This is a genomic window from Flagellimonas yonaguniensis (assembly GCF_029193885.1).
Taxonomy (GTDB): Bacteria; Bacteroidota; Bacteroidia; order Flavobacteriales; family Flavobacteriaceae; genus Flagellimonas; species Flagellimonas yonaguniensis.
The window spans coordinates 1-17,784 of record NZ_JARFVB010000002.1; the positions used below are offsets into that span (position 1 = coordinate 1).

Annotated in this window: 20 protein-coding genes; 12 read left to right on the forward strand and 8 right to left on the reverse strand. The window is 41.7% G+C overall.

From position 1 onward, the window contains the following. The 5 genes from PY092_RS04320 to rplT form a co-directional block, all read left to right on the forward strand. Positions 1–188, forward strand: a 188-nt coding sequence (locus PY092_RS04320) for a hypothetical protein (protein ID WP_275614638.1), incomplete at its 5' end; no start/stop codon positions are given. Positions 189–658: 470 nt separating this feature from the next. Further along, on the forward strand, positions 659–2,599 hold the full coding sequence (gene thrS, locus PY092_RS04325; RefSeq protein WP_275614639.1) for a threonine--tRNA ligase: 1,941 nt from the start codon (positions 659–661) through the stop codon (positions 2,597–2,599). Between the two features lie 36 nt (positions 2,600–2,635). Beyond that, entirely contained in the window at positions 2,636–3,187 is a 552-nt protein-coding gene (gene infC, locus PY092_RS04330; RefSeq protein ID WP_275614996.1) for a translation initiation factor IF-3, read from the forward strand. A gap of 48 nt (positions 3,188–3,235) precedes the next feature. Next, complete coding sequence (gene rpmI, locus PY092_RS04335) at positions 3,236–3,433, forward strand: 50S ribosomal protein L35 (protein WP_275614640.1); 198 nt, start codon at positions 3,236–3,238, stop codon at positions 3,431–3,433. Between the two features lie 91 nt (positions 3,434–3,524). Further along, the gene (gene rplT / locus PY092_RS04340; RefSeq protein WP_014033571.1) at positions 3,525–3,869 is read left to right on the forward strand and encodes a 50S ribosomal protein L20; all 345 of its coding nucleotides are present in this window, start codon (positions 3,525–3,527) and stop codon (positions 3,867–3,869) included. Positions 3,870–3,983: 114 nt separating this feature from the next. Here the strand turns inward: rplT and PY092_RS04345 are convergent, their stop codons facing one another. After that, positions 3,984–4,406, reverse strand: a complete 423-nt coding sequence (locus PY092_RS04345) for a secondary thiamine-phosphate synthase enzyme YjbQ (protein WP_275614641.1) — start codon at positions 4,404–4,406, stop codon at positions 3,984–3,986. A 97-nt stretch (positions 4,407–4,503) separates the two neighbouring features. Here PY092_RS04345 and PY092_RS04350 point away from each other — a divergent pair, with 97 nt between their 5' ends. Then, complete coding sequence (locus PY092_RS04350) at positions 4,504–5,295, forward strand: HAD family hydrolase (protein ID WP_275614642.1); 792 nt, start codon at positions 4,504–4,506, stop codon at positions 5,293–5,295. A gap of 88 nt (positions 5,296–5,383) precedes the next feature. Next, on the forward strand, positions 5,384–6,271 hold the full coding sequence (locus PY092_RS04355; RefSeq protein WP_275614643.1) for a dienelactone hydrolase family protein: 888 nt from the start codon (positions 5,384–5,386) through the stop codon (positions 6,269–6,271). Here the strand turns inward: PY092_RS04355 and PY092_RS04360 are convergent. The 5 genes from PY092_RS04360 to tgt form a co-directional block, all read right to left on the reverse strand. Next, positions 6,268–7,455: an asparagine synthetase B gene (locus PY092_RS04360; protein ID WP_417958145.1), complete on the reverse strand. Its 1,188-nt coding sequence runs from the start codon at positions 7,453–7,455 to the stop codon at positions 6,268–6,270. The genes PY092_RS04355 and PY092_RS04360 overlap by 4 nt on opposite strands. A 106-nt stretch (positions 7,456–7,561) precedes the next feature. Beyond that, positions 7,562–9,109: a replicative DNA helicase gene (gene dnaB / locus PY092_RS04365; protein WP_275614644.1), complete on the reverse strand. Its 1,548-nt coding sequence runs from the start codon at positions 9,107–9,109 to the stop codon at positions 7,562–7,564. Positions 9,110–9,276: 167 nt separating this feature from the next. Beyond that, a complete protein-coding gene (locus PY092_RS04370) occupies positions 9,277–10,230 on the reverse strand; it encodes an acetyl-CoA carboxylase carboxyltransferase subunit alpha (protein WP_275614645.1) in 954 nt (317 codons plus the stop codon). 114 nt (positions 10,231–10,344) lie between these two features. Continuing rightward, positions 10,345–11,427 carry an LptF/LptG family permease gene (locus PY092_RS04375; RefSeq protein WP_275614646.1) on the reverse strand — a complete coding sequence of 361 codons (1,083 nt, stop codon included), beginning with the start codon at positions 11,425–11,427 and terminating at the stop codon, positions 10,345–10,347. After that, complete coding sequence (tgt, locus tag PY092_RS04380) at positions 11,427–12,557, reverse strand: tRNA guanosine(34) transglycosylase Tgt (RefSeq protein ID WP_275614647.1); 1,131 nt, start codon at positions 12,555–12,557, stop codon at positions 11,427–11,429. Before tgt ends, PY092_RS04375 begins: the two co-directional genes overlap by 1 nt. 156 nt (positions 12,558–12,713) lie before the next feature. Between tgt and PY092_RS04385 the strand changes: the two genes are divergently transcribed. Genes PY092_RS04385 through PY092_RS04395 form a run of 3 tightly spaced genes read left to right on the forward strand, consistent with a single transcriptional unit; the run spans position 12,714 to position 15,180 of the window. Continuing rightward, entirely contained in the window at positions 12,714–13,559 is an 846-nt protein-coding gene (locus PY092_RS04385) for a transketolase (protein WP_275614648.1), read from the forward strand. A gap of 17 nt (positions 13,560–13,576) precedes the next feature. Further along, positions 13,577–14,530, forward strand: a complete 954-nt coding sequence (locus tag PY092_RS04390; RefSeq protein ID WP_275614649.1) for a transketolase family protein — start codon at positions 13,577–13,579, stop codon at positions 14,528–14,530. Between the two features lie 50 nt (positions 14,531–14,580). Next, a complete protein-coding gene (locus PY092_RS04395) occupies positions 14,581–15,180 on the forward strand; it encodes an outer membrane beta-barrel protein (protein ID WP_275614650.1) in 600 nt (199 codons plus the stop codon). 69 nt (positions 15,181–15,249) lie between these two features. On the opposite strand, the gene PY092_RS04400 is transcribed toward PY092_RS04395, so the two are convergent. Continuing rightward, positions 15,250–16,203: an FKBP-type peptidyl-prolyl cis-trans isomerase gene (locus PY092_RS04400; RefSeq protein WP_275614651.1), complete on the reverse strand. Its 954-nt coding sequence runs from the start codon at positions 16,201–16,203 to the stop codon at positions 15,250–15,252. Between the two features lie 78 nt (positions 16,204–16,281). Here PY092_RS04400 and PY092_RS04405 point away from each other — a divergent pair, with 78 nt between their 5' ends. Beyond that, positions 16,282–16,653, forward strand: a complete 372-nt coding sequence (locus PY092_RS04405; protein ID WP_275614652.1) for an RNA-binding S4 domain-containing protein — start codon at positions 16,282–16,284, stop codon at positions 16,651–16,653. A 36-nt stretch (positions 16,654–16,689) separates the two neighbouring features. Continuing rightward, on the forward strand, positions 16,690–17,187 hold the full coding sequence (locus PY092_RS04410) for a phosphoribosyltransferase family protein (RefSeq protein WP_275614653.1): 498 nt from the start codon (positions 16,690–16,692) through the stop codon (positions 17,185–17,187). Here PY092_RS04410 and PY092_RS04415 read toward each other — a convergent pair. Further along, positions 17,179–17,691: a shikimate kinase gene (locus tag PY092_RS04415; protein WP_275614654.1), complete on the reverse strand. Its 513-nt coding sequence runs from the start codon at positions 17,689–17,691 to the stop codon at positions 17,179–17,181. The genes PY092_RS04410 and PY092_RS04415 overlap by 9 nt on opposite strands. Positions 17,692–17,784 lie beyond the last annotated feature (93 nt).

Sequence of the window (17,784 nt, forward strand, 5' to 3'; positions counted from 1 at the left end):
AAATGGTTCTTATTCTCTTTACGCTGTCGTTACAATATGTATATGAACTTCTTTTCTTTTTTACTTCAAAAAACACCTTTTCGATGCCTTGGAAGCGCCCTGCCTTATCAGCTAAGCGGGTGCAAATGTACAACTGTTTTTTTAACCGGCAAGCTTTTTTTGAAAAAAAATTCAAAACATTATCTTGACCTCAAAAAACAACTTTTTACATGAATTTTTTCCTAGAAACACCTTAGTGTTTTTCGGGCTGCAAATGTAAAATGCTTTTTTCGATTACACAATGCTTTTTTAATAATTTTTCTCAGCCTTTCCGACTTATCAAAACAGTATATCAATGAGCTTCTGAACTTGCCCAAAAACAAACCCTTTGTTGTTTTTGGGGCTGCAAATGTAACACCCTTTCCACAATAAACAAGAGGTTTTTTTTCTTTTAGGAGATGTTTGCCATCAAGTGACTGAAAACAAAGCAGATAAAAATACAACTTTTTTTAAAATTTAAAAAATACCACGTTTTCACATTACTTCAATCCAAAAAAACAATCAAATCAATCTTATTATATATAGAAAATTAGTGTTTATATATAAGGTGGGTATTGTAGCATCTATACAAGGTGTTATCTTTGTCCTCTTGATAGTAAAACTTAGAAGTTTAAACAACATGATAAAGATCACACTGCCGGATGGTGCTGTAAAAGAAGTTGAAAAGGGAACTACACCCATGGAAGTTGCCAAAAGTATTAGTGAAGGATTAGCTAGAAATGTTATTTCCGCCAAATTCAACGATACTGTCGTGGAAACAGTGACCCCATTGACCAGTGATGGTGCCCTTACCTTATATACATGGAACAACGATGAAGGAAAAAAAGCATTTTGGCACTCTACCTCTCACGTAGTAGCCCAAGCTTTGGAAGAATTGTACCCAGGTATAAAATTGACCATTGGACCTGCTATTGAAAATGGTTTTTATTATGATGTGGATTTTGGCGACCAAAGTATTTCAGAAAAGGATTTTCCAAAAATTGAAAAAAAGGCTTTAGAAATTGCACGAGGCAAGCACGACTATAATATGAGAAGTGTTTCTAAAGCTGATGCGCTTTCTTATTATAAGGAGCAGGGAAATGAATATAAGGTAGAACTTATCGAAAATCTTGATGACGGCACCATAACCTTTTGCGACCACAGCACTTTTACCGACTTATGCCGTGGTGGACATATTCCCAATACAGGAATCATAAAAGCCATAAAATTATTGAGCGTTGCAGGTGCTTATTGGAGAGGGGATGAAAACAATACGCAGTTGACTCGTGTATATGGAATATCCTTCCCAAAACAAAAGGAACTTACCGAGTACCTTCAGCTTTTGGAAGAAGCCAAGAAAAGGGACCACCGAAAACTGGGCAAGGAATTGGAACTTTTCACTTTCTCACAGAAGGTGGGACAAGGTCTTCCTTTGTGGCTGCCCAATGGAGCCGCATTACGTGAGCGCTTGGAACAATTCCTTAAGAAAGCACAGAAGAAAGCGGGTTATGAAATGGTGGTCACTCCCCATATTGGTCAAAAGGAGCTATATGTTACATCTGGCCACTATGCCAAATATGGAGAGGATAGCTTTCAGCCCATCCACACGCCCAAAGAGGATGAAGAGTTCCTATTGAAACCGATGAATTGCCCACATCATTGCGAAATATACAACAGCTATCCATTCAGCTATAAAGATCTTCCAAAGCGTTATGCTGAATTTGGCACCGTATATAGATATGAGCAAAGTGGAGAGTTGCACGGCCTTACCAGGGTAAGAGGGTTCACTCAGGATGATGCCCACATTTTTTGTACCACCGAGCAATTAAATGACGAGTTCAAAAATGTGATCGACCTTACATTATATGTATTGAACTCCCTAGGTTTTGAAGATTTCACAGCTCAAGTATCCGTAAGGGATTTGGAAAACCCAGACAAATATATCGGCAATACGGACGACTGGGAAAAAGCTGAGCAAGCTATCATAAACGCTGCCGAGGAAAAAGGCCTCAACTATGTGGTTGAAAGTGGCGAAGCCGCTTTTTACGGACCCAAGTTGGACTTTATGATCAAGGATGCCCTTGGCAGAAACTGGCAATTGGGAACCATTCAGGTGGATTACAACCTGCCAAAACGTTTCGACCTTACCTATAAAGGAAGTGACAATGAACTGCACAGACCTGTGATGATTCACCGTGCTCCATTTGGAAGCATGGAAAGATTCGTGGCATTGTTGTTGGAGCACACAGGTGGAAACTTCCCTTTATGGCTCATTCCAACACAGGCTATTGTATTGCCCGTCAGTGAGAAACACGAAAAATATGCGGAAAAAGTTTTGAATTCATTAGAAAATCACGAAATTCGCGCGCTCATTGATAAAAGGAACGAGACGGTAGGCAAGAAGATTCGTGAGGCAGAACTCAAGAAAATCCCTTTCATGATCATTGTCGGGGAACAGGAAGAAGAGTCTGTGACCATTTCTGTTAGACGACATGGAGGTAAAGATTTGGGCAGTTTAAGCGTAGATGCATTTTCAGACTTGGTAACTACTGAAATAAATAGTACCTTAAAGTCGTTCTAAAAAATTAAGTTTAATTAAAAAGTTTACGTCATAGCAATTAGAAGAAGATTTAGACCCCAACCTAGGAGGGAAAATAAAAACCCTCACAACATCAATGAGAAAATAAAAGCCCGAGAAGTACGGCTTGTCGGCGATAATGTTGAAATGGGCGTTTATCCCATCTCAAAAGCAAGGGAAATAGCCAACGAGCAGGAGTTGGATTTGGTGGAGATATCACCGAACGCTGAGCCACCTGTTTGCAAGGTTATGGATTACAAAAAGTTCCTTTACGAACAAAAGAAACGCGATAAGGCCATGAAGGCCAAAGCCAGTAAAGTTGTCGTTAAGGAAATTAGGTTTGGACCGCAGACGGATGACCATGATTATGAGTTCAAGAAAAGACACGCAGAGAAGTTCTTGAAAGATGGCGCCAAACTTAAAGCTTATGTGTTCTTTAAAGGACGTTCAATCGTTTATAAAGACCAAGGCGAAATATTGTTGTTGCGACTGGCCCAAGAACTCGAAGAGCTTGGTAAAGTAGAGCAAATGCCTAAATTGGAAGGCAAGCGTATGACCATGTTCATCGCACCCAAAACAAGTAAAAAATAAAAACTGGACCTTGGTCCGGTATAATAAGCGGAGTTAAATACTAGGAAAATGCCTAAGATGAAAACAAAATCCAGTGCCAAGAAGCGTTTTAAGCTTACAGGAACTGGTAAAATCAAAAGAAAGCACGCTTTTAAGAGTCACATTTTGACAAAAAAATCCAAAAAGCGTAAGCTAAAGCTGACTCACTCCACATTGGTTCACCAATCGGATGAGAACAACATCAAAGAACAATTGCGTTTAAAATAATTGTTCACCGGTACATTATTTATTAACCATGGAGTCAGGCTCATAAAAGTTCTCAATAATTGAGACGCCTGCTACAAAAAAATGACACATTATGCCAAGATCAGTAAATTCAGTTGCTTCAAGAGCTAGAAGAAAAAAAGTGATGAAGCAAGCCAAAGGTTACTTTGGAAGACGTAAAAACGTTTGGACAGTAGCCAAAAATGCGGTGGAAAAAGCAATGCTTTATGCTTACCGCGACAGAAGAAACAAAAAGCGTACTTTCCGTTCCCTATGGATCACCCGTATCAACGCTGGTGCCAGAATGCACGGAATGTCTTACTCTCAATTCATGGGTAAGGTTAAAGCCAATGGAATAGAACTTAACAGAAAAGTTCTTGCCGATTTGGCCATGAACCACCCGGATGCTTTTAAAGCAATCGTTGAGAAAGTAAAGTAAAAAAGCTAATATAAACTTACCCCGCTTATTTAGATCCCGCCTTGTGCGGGATCTTTTATTTTTTGATTATTGGAAATATCATTGTCGACTTCGCTTTAATTGACAGCCTTGGCACTATTGACCGTAAGCCGTCAACACCAACTTTCTTCCCGAGGCATGATTACGATGCTCGCATAAGTAAATTCCTTGCCATATACCCATGTTCAACCTACCCTGTGTAATCGGGATTTGTACAGAAGCCCCCATCAACGAGGCTTTTATATGTGCAGGCATATCATCTGGACCCTCATAATTGTGTACATAGTACGGTGCATTTTCGGGCACCATTGTATTGATGTGGCTCTCAAAATCAGTTCGTACCGTTGGGTCTGCATTTTCATTAATGGTCAAGCTGGCCGAAGTATGTTTAATGAACACCTGTAGGAATCCAGTATTTATTTTCCGAATCTCCGGTAAAGCGTCAATAATCGTATCGGTAATCAAATGAAACCCGCGAGAATACGATCGTAATTGTATTTCTTTCTGGTAAAAATTCATGTAATAACATTCTTTGACCCCAAATTAATATAAAGTTTACCAAAACAAGGAGCCAGTTCCATGAATAACAAATAACTTTGCAGCTTAATTTATTGGAATGGACTTATCACAGATAAAAATGGTGGTTACCGATATGGATGGAACGCTTTTGAATTCCAAACACGAGGTAAGCCCCCGGTTTTTTGAAATCTACGAAGAACTCAAAAAGAAAAACATTGCTTTTGTGGCTGCCAGTGGAAGACAATATCATAGCATGGTCGACAAATTAGAGTCCATCAAAAATGAGATTTTGGTCATTGCAGAGAACGGTGCTTTGATCAAGAAACAGGAGGAAACATTGCTTACAACGCCCATCAATACATCCGAGGTACATCGAATCTTGGATACTGTACGTCCTTTGGATAATGTACATCCCGTTTTGTGCTGTCAAAACAATGCCTTCGTAGGGGGCGATTCCAATGCGTTCATTGATATGCTCCGTGAATACTATTCCGAGTTCGAAATCGTGGAAGATCAAAAACAGGTGGACGAAGAAGTATTAAAAATTGCCATCTACCATTTTGAAAATTCTGAAAAACACATTTACCCCAATGTAAAGCATTTGGAAGGGGACTTAAAAGTAAAGGTCTCCGGTGCCAATTGGGTGGATGTTTCCGACTTGAATGCCCACAAGGGATATGCACTCAAAAAAGTGATGGATGAATTTCAGATTGCTTCCAACGAAATCATGGTCTTTGGGGATTACAACAATGATTTGGAAATGTTGCAACTATCCGATTACAGTTTTGCCATGGCCAACGCCCACCCGAATGTGTTGAAAACTGCCAAATACACCACCCATAGCAATGATGATTTTGGTGTGGAGCGTGTTTTGGAGAAATTACTTTAGCAACAAAATACCATTCTAAACCTCTATCCTTGAATGATTTGCTTATGTAAAATTTGTACCTTAAAGGACAAACTTTAAAAGCAACACTATGGCACCTTTAAAAAGAGAAGACATCAAACAGGAGGTCTTCGACCTCTATGATGAATATGCCCACAACCAGATAGATCGCAGGGAATTTATGGAAAAACTTTCTGTGTATGCTGTTGGCGGTATTACCATGGCTTCATTGATGAGCTTTATCATGCCAAATTATAAGGATACACTCACCGTATTACCCAACGACCCGGAACTGGATTCCAAGTTCATTACCTATAACTCACCAAAGGGTGGCGGCCAAATCAAAGGCTTGTTGTCCAAACCAAAAAATAGTACAGGTAAAATAGGTGGTGTTGTGGTAGTGCACGAAAATCGTGGGCTTAATCCTTATATTGAAGATGTGGGGCGAAGAGCAGCCAAAGCAGGTTTTATTTCCTTGGCACCTGATGCCCTTACACCGCTGGGTGGATATCCAGGTAACGATGATGACGGCAGAACGCTTCAACGACAACGAGATCGTAACGAGATGTTGGAAGACTTTATCGCCGCCTACGACTATCTCAAAAACCATGAGGATTGCAATGGAAAGGTAGGTGTGGTCGGTTTCTGTTTCGGTGGATGGATATCGAATATGATGGCCGTAAAAGTTCCTGATTTGGCCGCGGCCGTTCCTTTTTATGGCAGCCAACCTTCAGATGATGAAGTAGCACAGATAAACGCGCCTTTATTGATCCATTATGCTGGATTGGATGAACGGGTAAATGCAGGCTGGGAAGACTATGAAGCCAAACTAAAAGAACTCGACAAGGACTACGAGGTCCATTTTTATCCAGATGTCAACCATGGGTTCCATAACAATACCACCCCCCGTTTTGATGAGGCCTCAGCCGATTTAGCGTGGAAAAGAACCGTAGATTTCTTCAAAAAGCACTTGAGCTAGGTCTTTTGCTTCTTTTTGCGGGCAGCAGGGAACAAAACGTTGTTCAAAATCAACCGATACCCTGGCGAGGTCGGATGCAGTTCCAATTCCGTTTTGGGGTCCCCTACCCTATGCTGGTAATCCTCCGGATCGTGGCCGCCATAAAAGGTAAAGAATCCTTTTCCTTTAATACCATGAATGTATCTGGCCTCTCCGTTGATTTTATTCTCACCCAAGACCATAACCGTTGGTTTTACTTGGCCTCGGGTATAGGCCGTGGTCTGCCCCATAAAGCCTTTTACCAAACTCGTGTGGTTTTGTGTCAACATGGTGGGAACAGGATCCCATTTGGCCGAGAATTCCATTAAGGAGAAGTAATCGGACTCTTTGGGCACATTGGCCCTCTTATTGGTCATATCGATGGACGAAAACTCATAACGGATGGGATTTCGTTCCAAGGTAAAATTGGTAAAGGCAAAGGTATTGCTGAAATCCAATTTGGCCTGATAATTCGCATCTGAAGGGTCTCCATCGAACATAGGCTCACAGATATCCACGTCTTCAGCGGCCAGAGCAATATCAAAACTATCGGTAGCGGAGCACATGGCAAACATAAACCCTCCCCCAATCACATAATTTCGAATTTTTAAGGCCACGGCCAGCTTTTCTTCAGATACTTTGGAATACCCCAAGCTTTGTGCCAATTCTTCTGCTTTGGCCTTATCTTGAATATACCATGGAGCGGCCCGGTAATGCCCATAGAATCGCCCATACTGTCCTGTAAAATCCTCGTGGTGCAGGTGCAACCAATCGTACAATGCCAATTTATCGCCCAGTACTTCCGTATCATAAATGGTGGTATAGGGAATCTCCGCATACGTGAGTACCATGGTAACGGCATCGTCCCATGGCTGGTTCCCCTTTGGGGAATACACCGCAATCTTTGGTGCCTTTTCAAGGATAACGGCATCTTGGTTCTGGGATGGACTACTGATGTTGTCCAGAATCTGAGCTGCCTGTCCATCGGAGAGCACTTCAAAGGAAACGCCTCGGATTTGGCATTCTTGACGTATGGCTTCACCATCGGGCAACATAAAAGAGCCTCCCCGATAATTGAGCAACCATTGCACTTTCTGCTGTTTGGAAAGCACCCAATAGGTAATTCCGTAAGCTTTCAAATGATTTTTCTGCCCCTCGGCATCCATGGGAATTAGGATGACAGAGGCTGAAGTTTTAAAGAAAAAAAGTAAAATAAAGATAAAGGTGAGATTTCTTGCATTCGCTCGAAATGACACTTTGGAAAGTGATTTTTTAAAACGGTACGTCATTATCATCTGGGTCATCATCACTGTTCATTGCGCTACCAAAAGCATCGTCCGTACTTGGAAGATTTGGTGTCGCAAAGGGATTTTCTTCGTCCGCATTCATCTTCGATTGGAATTCGAATGGGGAGTCAAAGTCATCCAAGTTATCAAATTTACCCAGAGCACCCACAAATTTTAACCTAATATTTTCTAAACCTCCATTACGGTGTTTGGCCACAATGAACTCTGCTTGACCTTGGGTGGGGGTGCGCTCTTCATCGTCCCACTCGTCAATTTTATAATATTCGGGCCTATATATGAACGATACAATATCCGCATCCTGTTCAATCGCACCGGACTCCCTCAAATCCGATAGAATCGGTCGTTTACTACCCCCTCGGGTCTCCACGGCCCTCGATAACTGCGATAGGGCAATAACAGGCACATTAAGTTCCTTGGCCAATGCCTTCAAGTTTCGGGATATTGTGGAAATCTCCTGTTCACGATTACCTCCTTTTTGACTTCCCCCGGCTGTCATCAATTGCAAGTAATCAATAATAATGAGTCTAATACCATGCTGGGACGCCAATCTTCTTGCTTTGGCACGAAGATCAAAAATGGAAAGCGATGGGGTATCGTCGATGAACAAAGGTGCTTTTTCCAAGGTCTTTACCTTAACGTTCAATTGCTCCCACTCGTGTTTTTCCAGTTTACCTGTTCTCAATTTTTCCGATGACAGTCCCGTTTCGGAAGAAATCAAACGGGTAATCAACTGTACGGAAGACATTTCCAAGGAGAAAAAAGCAACGGGAATTTCCGAGTTTACCGCAATATTTCTCGCCATGGACAGCGTCAAGGCCGTTTTACCCATACCTGGACGTGCCGCCACAATGATCAAATCACTGGGCTGCCAACCTGAAGTCAACTTATCCAATTTATCAAAACCTGATGGGATCCCACTCAAGCCTTCTTTATTGGAAATTTCCTCGATTCGCTTTTTGGCCTGTATTACCAAATTCTGGGCAGTTTCTGCGGAACGCTTCAAGTTGCCTTGGGTAACCTCGTACAATTTTGCTTCCGCATTGTCCAAAAGGTCAAAGACGTCAGTTGCATCGCTGTAAGCTTCATCAATAATGTCGCTGGATATTTTAATCAGGCTGCGTTGAATATATTTTTGAAGAATAATCCTCGCGTGAAACTCGATATGAGCCGAAGAAGCTACTTTTTGAGTGAGTTTTATCAGGTAAAAGTCGCCTCCGACCGCTTCCAGCTTGCCATCCTTCTTTAATTGCGAAGAAACCGTTAATAAATCCACCGGTTCGGAAGATTCGAACAATTTAAAGATGGCCTCGTAAATGTATTTATGGGAATCCTTGTAGAAAACATCTGGATGAAGAATGTCAATCACTTCATCGACCCCTTTTTTGTCAATCATCATAGCTCCCAACACAACCTCCTCTAAATCAACAGCTTGAGGCGGTATTTTACCTTTTTCAAGATTGATAAGGGCAGATTTCTCCACACGACGTCCTACAATGGGGCTAGGTTTTTCCATGAATGCGAAAGTAGCTAATTAACCTTAAGTTAACTTTAATTTTGACAGATACGATTTCCACAGGTACTCAACAATTAAAATGTTGATAACTCAAAATACCTGTTAATAACATAAAAAAAATCAGGGATATAACCTAATGAAAAAGGTGAACCCCTGAAAAACAAGAACTATTCGCTGAAAACCCCCATCTCCGCATACTTTTCCATGCGGGTTTTCACCAATTCTTTTGGGGATAACTTTTTGAGTTCCTCAAAATGGGAAGAAATTTTGTTAGCGACGGTTTCGAATGTTTTTTTCCTATTGGCATGTGCCCCACCAAGGGGTTCCTTAACAATCTCATCGACCAAACCTTGCTTTTTCATATCGGTAGCGGTCAATTTTAAGGATTCGGCAGCTTGTTCCTTGTATTCCCAACTCCTCCAAAGGATGGATGAACAGGATTCCGGGGAAATAACGGAGTACCATGTGTTTTCCAACATCAACACCTTATCTCCCACGCCAATGCCCAATGCACCTCCTGAAGCTCCCTCACCAATGATAATCACGATAATCGGTACTTTAAGGCGTGTCATTTCCAAAATATTTCGGGCAATGGCCTCTCCCTGTCCACGTTCTTCTGCTTCGATACCTGGGTACGCACCCGGGGTATCCACAAAGCACACTACGGGAATCTTGAATTTTTCGGCAGACTTCATCAAACGAAGTGCTTTACGATAGCCTTCTGGGTTCGCCATACCGAAATTTCGGTACTGGCGTGTTTTGGTATTGTACCCTTTTTGCTGACCGATGAACATATAGCTTTGGTCGCCGATTTTTCCCAATCCACCTACCATGGCCTTGTCATCCTTAACATTTCTGTCCCCGTGCAGCTCCAAAAAAGTGTCTCCACAGATGGCATTGATGTAATCCATGGTATAAGGTCTGCTGGGGTGTCTCGACAATTGTACTTTTTGCCAAGCAGTAAGGTTTTTATAGATATCCTTGCGGGTCTGATCCAGTTTTTTCTCGATTTGCGAGCACGTTTCTGTAACGTCTACATCACTTTCTTCCCCAATTACCATACATTTTTGAAGTTGCTCTTCAAGTTCTTTGATGGGGAGTTCAAATTCTAGATATTCCATGGGAAGTCTTTTATTTTCACGAAAAACAATGGGGACAAATATATAACATTATGGCATACTCCCATGAAATATACAAGTCTTTTAACGTCAACAATATACGCTAATATCATTGAATTATCGCTTGGCTTTCATCAACATGTAAACGGCAAAAACACCAAAAATAAGGTTGGGAATCACTACGGCAAGCAAAGGTGAGAATCCTGATTGCTCTGCCAAGGTCCCGAAAACTTTGTCAAAAAAGATATAGACGAAGGCCACTCCGATACCAAAGGCCAAATTGAGTCCCATACCTCCCCTTCGCTTTACGGAGGATACGGCCACCGCTATTACCGTAAGTATGAAGGCTGCTATGGGCAAGGCCCACCGTTTGTATTTTACCAGCACGTAGGCATTGATATTGGAGGCTCCTTTTTTACGCTGGTCCTCGATAAAATCGTTCAGTTCAAAAAGGTTCTTGGTCTCTGCCACATAGGAAACCGGGGTAAGGTCATCTATCTGAAAGGGGAAAATGGTATCCAGCCTACTTTTTCCTTTGATATACTCTGTTTCGTTCCGAATCTCCCGCTTCTTATAATTGGCCAATCGGTAAATACTGTCATCCTCCACCCACCGTATGTTACTGGCGGAGATTTTATATTCCAGTTTGCCAATGGAATCAAAATGTTCGTAAGTAAAGTTGTAGCCTATCTTCCGATTGGGATCAAAGCTGCTCACGTAGATATAGTCCCGTTCGTTCAATTGGTTAAAGATATTCTCCGTTACCCTGGTCTGTTTACCCTTTTTAAAGTATTTGTACTCAAACTCATTAAAACCGATACTGGCATGCGGCACAATGAACATTCCCATCATAAAAATAAGAATGGCCACCATGGTCGCTCCCACAAAATAGGGCCGTAAAAACCGCCAAAACGATACACCCGAACTTAAAATGGCCACTATCTCGGTGTTACTGGCCAGTTTGGATGTAAAAAATATAATGGACAGAAAAAGGAAAATGGGCAGCAGAAGATTCCCGATTACCAAGGTAAAGTTTCCATAAAACACGATTACCTCAGCCAATGGGGCCTCATTATCAATGATCTTCCCGATTTTTTCCGCCAAGTTGGCCATGATCCCGATAGGCACAAACAACAATAGCATCCCCATAAAGGTGATCAAGTAGCGTTTTAGAATATATCTATCGAGTATGGTAAACATTATAGTCTTTTATCCATTTGGCTGACCATTTTGGTCTTCCACTCCAAAAAATCTCCGGCTAAAATACGTTCTCTAGCTGTACGCACCAACCATAAATAAAAACCTAGGTTGTGAATGGTGGCGATTTGCTTGCCCAAATACTCATTGGCGGCAAACAGATGTCGCAAATAGGCCTTGGAATATTCGGTATCAACAAAAGTGATACCCATCTCATCAATCGGGGAAAAATCGTTCTCCCATTTTTTGTTTTTGATGTTGATGGTCCCGTGTGCCGTAAACAACATTCCATTTCTAGCATTTCGGGTGGGCATCACACAATCGAACATATCCACGCCCAACGCTATGTTCTCCAATATATTGATTGGTGTGCCAACGCCCATCAGATATCTTGGTTTGTCCTCTGGAAGAATATCGCAGACGAGTTCGGCCATTTCGTACATTTCCTCGGCAGGCTCTCCTACCGATAGCCCTCCAATGGCATTGCCCTCAGCCCCTACGGATGCTATGTATTCCGCGGATTGTTTTCTTAAATCTTTATAAGTGGACCCTTGCACTATGGGAAAAAAACTCTGGGAATACCCATATTTAAACGGAAGCTTTTCCAAATGATCGATGCATCGGTCCAACCATCTGTGGGTCATGTGCATGGAACGCTTGGCATACTGATAATCACATGGATACGGGGTGCACTCATCAAAAGCCATGATGATGTCCGCACCAATGGTTCGCTGTATCTCCATCACATTTTCTGGAGTGAAAACATGACGGGATCCATCAATATGGGATTTGAATTTGACCCCCTCCTCTTTTATCTTTCTGTTATCTGACAGAGAATATACCTGATAACCACCGCTATCGGTCAAAATAGGTCGGTCCCAATTCATAAATCTATGAAGGCCGCCTGCCTCTTCGAGTATACCAGTTCCCGGCCTCAAGAAAAGATGATAGGTGTTTCCTAAAATAATATCGGGATTTATTTCATCCTTCAATTCACGCTGGTGAACGCCCTTTACCGAAGCTACCGTGCCCACGGGCATGAATATCGGGGTCTGGATGGTACCGTTATCCGTCTTCAACTCCCCTGCCCTGGCCTTGCTTTTACTATCCTTTTGTATTAAGGTAAAATCCAATTGTTCGTTTTAGAACCGCAAATATAACTAACTCTGTTTCGTTGATCCTTAACAAAAAAATAAAGTTTCTGAGCGCAAGACATTTAATAAATGTAAATTCAACACTTGTTTTCTACGAATAATGCGATTACATTTGAAATCTAAATTATTGACACGATGCCGAACACGCAAGAATTACAGGACCTGGTAGTACAGGTAAGAAGGGACATTTTACGAATGGTCCATAAGGTAAATTCGGGTCACCCAGGGGGTTCTTTGGGCTGTACCGAGTTTTTTGTAGCACTCTACAACGAGGTAATGGATTTAAAGGAAGGGTTTGATATGGATGGAATCGGAGAAGATCTCTTTTTCCTATCCAACGGACATATTTCCCCCGTTTTTTACAGTGTTTTAGCCCGAAGAGGTTATTTCCCCGTGGAGGAGCTGAACACTTTTAGGCTAATAGATTCCAGATTACAGGGACACCCAACCACCCACGAAGGTTTGCCAGGAGTACGCGTGGCATCAGGATCTTTGGGACAGGGAATGTCGGTTGCCATAGGAGCGGCACTTGCCAAAAAATTGAACGGTGACGACCATTTGGTATACAGTCTACACGGTGATGGGGAGTTACAGGAAGGTCAAAACTGGGAGGCCATTATGTACGCTGCAGGTAACAAAGTAGATAATCTGATTGCTACTGTTGACCGCAATGGCCAACAGATTGATGGTGCCACCAAAGATGTTCTTCCTTTAGGCGATGTTGGTGAAAAATTTAAAGTATTTGGATGGGATGTTCTGGAAATTGAAAATGGAAACGACCTAGAACAAGTAATCGCTGGCTTAAAAGAAGCCAAGAGCAGAACCGGAAAAGGTAAGCCGGTTTGTATTATCATGAAGACAGAAATGGGCAATGGCGTTGACTTTATGATGCACACCCACGCATGGCACGGTAAAGCTCCAAGTGATGAGCAATTAGCGACTGCATTGGAACAAAACCCAGAAACTTTAGGCGATTACTAATCATAGAAAAAGATACAATGACTAAATATACAGATCAAGGAAAACAAGATACCCGAAGCGGATATGGCGCGGGAATGACAGAACTTGGAAGGACCAATCCAAATGTAGTGGCACTTTGTGCCGATTTGGTTGGTTCACTTAAGATTGACACTTTTATTAAGGAAAGCCCTGAACGCTTTTTTCAAACAGGCATTGCAGAAGCCAATATGATGGGCATTGCCGCAGGTTTGACCATTGGAGGGAAAATTCCATTTGCCTCTACTTTTGCCAACTTTGCGACTGGCCGTGTGTACGATCAAATCCGTCAGTCCATTGCATATTCCGATAAGAATGTAAAGATATGTGCCTCACATGCAGGTTTGACCTTGGGTGAAGATGGTGCCACACACCAAATTCTAGAAGATATCGGATTGATGAAAATGTTGCCTGGAATGACGGTTATCAATCCATGTGATTTTAACCAAACCAAAGCTGCCACCATTGCCATTGCCGAACACCATGGCCCGGTTTATTTACGTTTTGGACGACCCAAAGTGGCCAACTTTACCCCTGTTGACCAAAAATTTGAAATCGGAAAAGCACTCATGCTCAACGAAGGTACGGATGTGACCATCATTGCCACAGGGCATTTGGTATGGGAAGCCCTATTAGCTGCCGAAAGTTTGGAAAACCAAGGAATTTCCGCTGAAGTAATCAATATTCACACCATTAAACCTTTGGATGACAAGGCCATTTTGGATTCGGTAAAGAAAACGGGGTGTGTGGTAACAGCTGAAGAGCACAATTATTTAGGTGGTCTTGGGGAAAGTGTTGCCCGTGTATTGGCGACCCATTACCCTACCCCTCAAGAATTTGTGGCAACACAGGATACTTTTGGAGAAAGTGGAACGCCAGATCAACTTATGGAGAAGTACGGTTTGAACAATAAAGCCATAGAAGCAGCCGTTTTAAAAGTGTTGAAACGTAAATAGTTTCAGGTACCTTCTTGGGAGGTATCTCAACCTTTTAAAAGAACACTCTTATGAAAAAAACTTTTCTAGTAGTAGCATTTGCCTTAATCGGTTCTGCTGCCATGGCACAAAGCGGCTCCGGATTTGGGGTCAAAGCTGGTTTATCGTACAACAAGAATGGGGATTTGGTCAACACCGTAACTGATGCCGTTGATGACCCTGAGGGCAAAGCTGGGTATCATTTTGGTTTTTGGGGCAAATTGGATTTCCCTAAAATCTATCTAAGACCTGAATTGGTATATTCCAAAACCAAGAGTTCGTACGATATCTCAGGGGACTCCCAAGATTACGATGTTTCCAAATTGGATATGCCCGTTCTTTTAGGATATAAATTGATTGGCCCCTTGCATATTTTTGCGGGTCCAGCATTTCAGTATACGCTCAAGAACGATTTAGGCGATCTTGAGGTCGAAGATGTGAAAAATGATTTTACTGTAGGTCTTAATGCCGGTGTTGGTGTCAACCTTGGCAGATTGGGATTGGACGTAAGATATGAAAGAGGTTTCTCTGAAAACGAAGCCGAATTTATCGATACCAATGTCGCCAATGTTGAAGGAAGGATTGATTCAAGACCTTCCCAAGTTATTTTTGCGCTATCACTTAAATTATAATTTTATGGTTACCATATAAAAAAGCCCCGCTGAAATCAGCGGGGCTTTTTTATTTTAAGGTTTTCCTTCCTAGTTATCGGGATCTAAATAATCCGGAGTTCCATCACCATCGGCATCTGGATAAGGAGAAATAATGTTGCCGTTATCATCGGATATCTCATTTCGAGTTGAAACTCCATCGCCATCATCATCAGCGTCCAAATAATTTGGCAATACTTGACTATATAACCCTGTTTCGTCATCCGCATCGGTATTGTCATCTCCCAAGAATCCATTACCGTTCACATCCTCTTGAATGGAAGGAATCCCATCGTTATCGCTGTCCGTATCCCCAACAAACAGCCCCAATTCCACTTTAAAAAGTACCGGTGCATAGGTTCCTATCGAACTAATAGATCCATTGAACGCCGCCAACCCAGAGGGCATTACAATAATTCCAACGCCTCTATTTGATATCTGATATGTTCCGTCTGGGTTATCAATGATTTGGTCCGATGTTCCTGCACTCATATTGGAAATTCCATTGGCGTATCCTCGATAATAGCCAGACAGTACTTGCCATGTAAATTCTTGGTTCTCATCAAACAAAGTTCCATCCAATCCCAATCCTTGGTACCTGACCAAAGTTGAATCAGCATAGGTTGGGCTTCCTCCTCCACCTTTCAATACTTCAATGTAATAATAAGTATGCGGCACATCCACTTCCCCTGCATCCAATCCCAAAAAGCTTGAAGACACATTAATGGTAAAGGCTTCAGCATCCTCCATCAAGGACTTTTTTTCTGCGTTTTCGCCAGCGATGGTATCAATAACTATTTTATAGTCAAATCCTTCTGGTGGAGTATCAAAATCCTCATAATTGTAAAAGTGGGTATTCAAAAACTCCTGTATGGTTTTATCATCTTCCGGCGCTACATCACTCAATAAGCTTGGTGGTGTAACATCGGTACCGTTATCATCATCACTGTTACAGGATACCAGTGCTAAAGCAAAACATATGAAAACTAAAATTCCGTACCTCATCAAGTCTGTTATTTAGGCGCGCAAGATACAATTTTCCATTATTTTTGTTCCGTCCATTAACAAAGATTTGCGAAGACCATGCGAATAGACAAGTACCTTTGGTGCACCAGATACTTTAAAACAAGAAGCATAGCGTCCAATGCCGTAAAGAAAGGACATGTGAAAGTGAACGGGGATGCCGTAAAGCCTTCCCGCGATGTGTATCCCATGGACAAAATCGTTGTCCGAAAAAACCAGATTGATTATCAACTTACGGTTTTGGATGTTCCTGAAAGCCGGGTTGGAGCCAAATTGGTGGATATTTACCGTAAAGACACCACACCCAAGGAAGCCTTTGAACACAATGAACTACTCCAGTATGCCAAAAAACATTACCGGAAAAAAGGCTTGGGTCGCCCCACAAAAAAAGACCGACGGGATTTAGACGATTTTTTGGACGAATCGGAATAAACCGTTTTTATATCTTTGAATCAACTATCAAGTACTATGATTAACCGTATTCTTACCCACGATCAAATTCAACACATCACAAAGCGTATCGCTTACCAAATCTATGAGACCAATGTAGATGAAAAGGAAATCGTGGTAGCTGGAATCAACGGTGGCGGAGAAAGTTTTGCCAAAAAAATAATCGCTGTCCTCAAAAAAATAACCGATGCCAAAATTATTTTGTGCACGGTTGATATGGATAAAAAGAATCCTTTGGAAAGCGGAGTGAAAACTTCCCTGTCCCAAGAGGAGTACACCAACAAATCCATTGTGCTGGTGGATGATGTATTGAATTCGGGCACAACATTGATCTATGGTACCCACCACTTTCTAAAAACCCCCATAAAACAATTGAAAACGGCAGTACTGGTCAATAGGAATCACAAAAAGTATCCCATTAAGGCTGATTTCAAGGGCATTTCGCTCTCTACATCCCTTAACGAGCATATCAAGGTGGTTTTTGAGCCCAAGAACAATGCCGTCTACCTAGAGTAGCTCTTTTATATTCTCAGTTACGGTTTCGGCATTTGCATCATTACAATCCAATATATGTTTGGCCTGTAGATAATATGGTCTGCGCTCAAAAAGATGCTTGCCTATAAATTCAGGGAGTTCCTCATCAGAAATATTCCTGACCAAGGGACGGTCTTCTTTTTCTTTTGAAATTCTATCCACCAATTTTGGAATACTCAAATTAAGATAGACCGAATGCTCGGATTGTTTTAAAATCGTATCCATATTGTTTCCATAGCATGGGGTTCCGCCACCTGTTGAAAGTACAATGGACTCGTCCTTTTCCAAAACTTCCTTTAGCATTTGATGCTCCAATTTTCTAAAAAATATTTCTCCTTTTTCAGAAAAAATATCTTTGATGGATTTTTTTTGATCATGCTCGATATATTCATCCAAATCGATAAACTCCATCCCTAATTGTCTGGCCAACAATCGTCCAACTGTGGACTTTCCACTTGCCATATATCCCAGTAATACAACTTTCATCTTCTAGAATTTTATGCGATTTCAAAAAAACACAAATTTATCCATAATTCACCTTGCAAAATAGATTATTGATGTTATATTTGCACCCGCTTA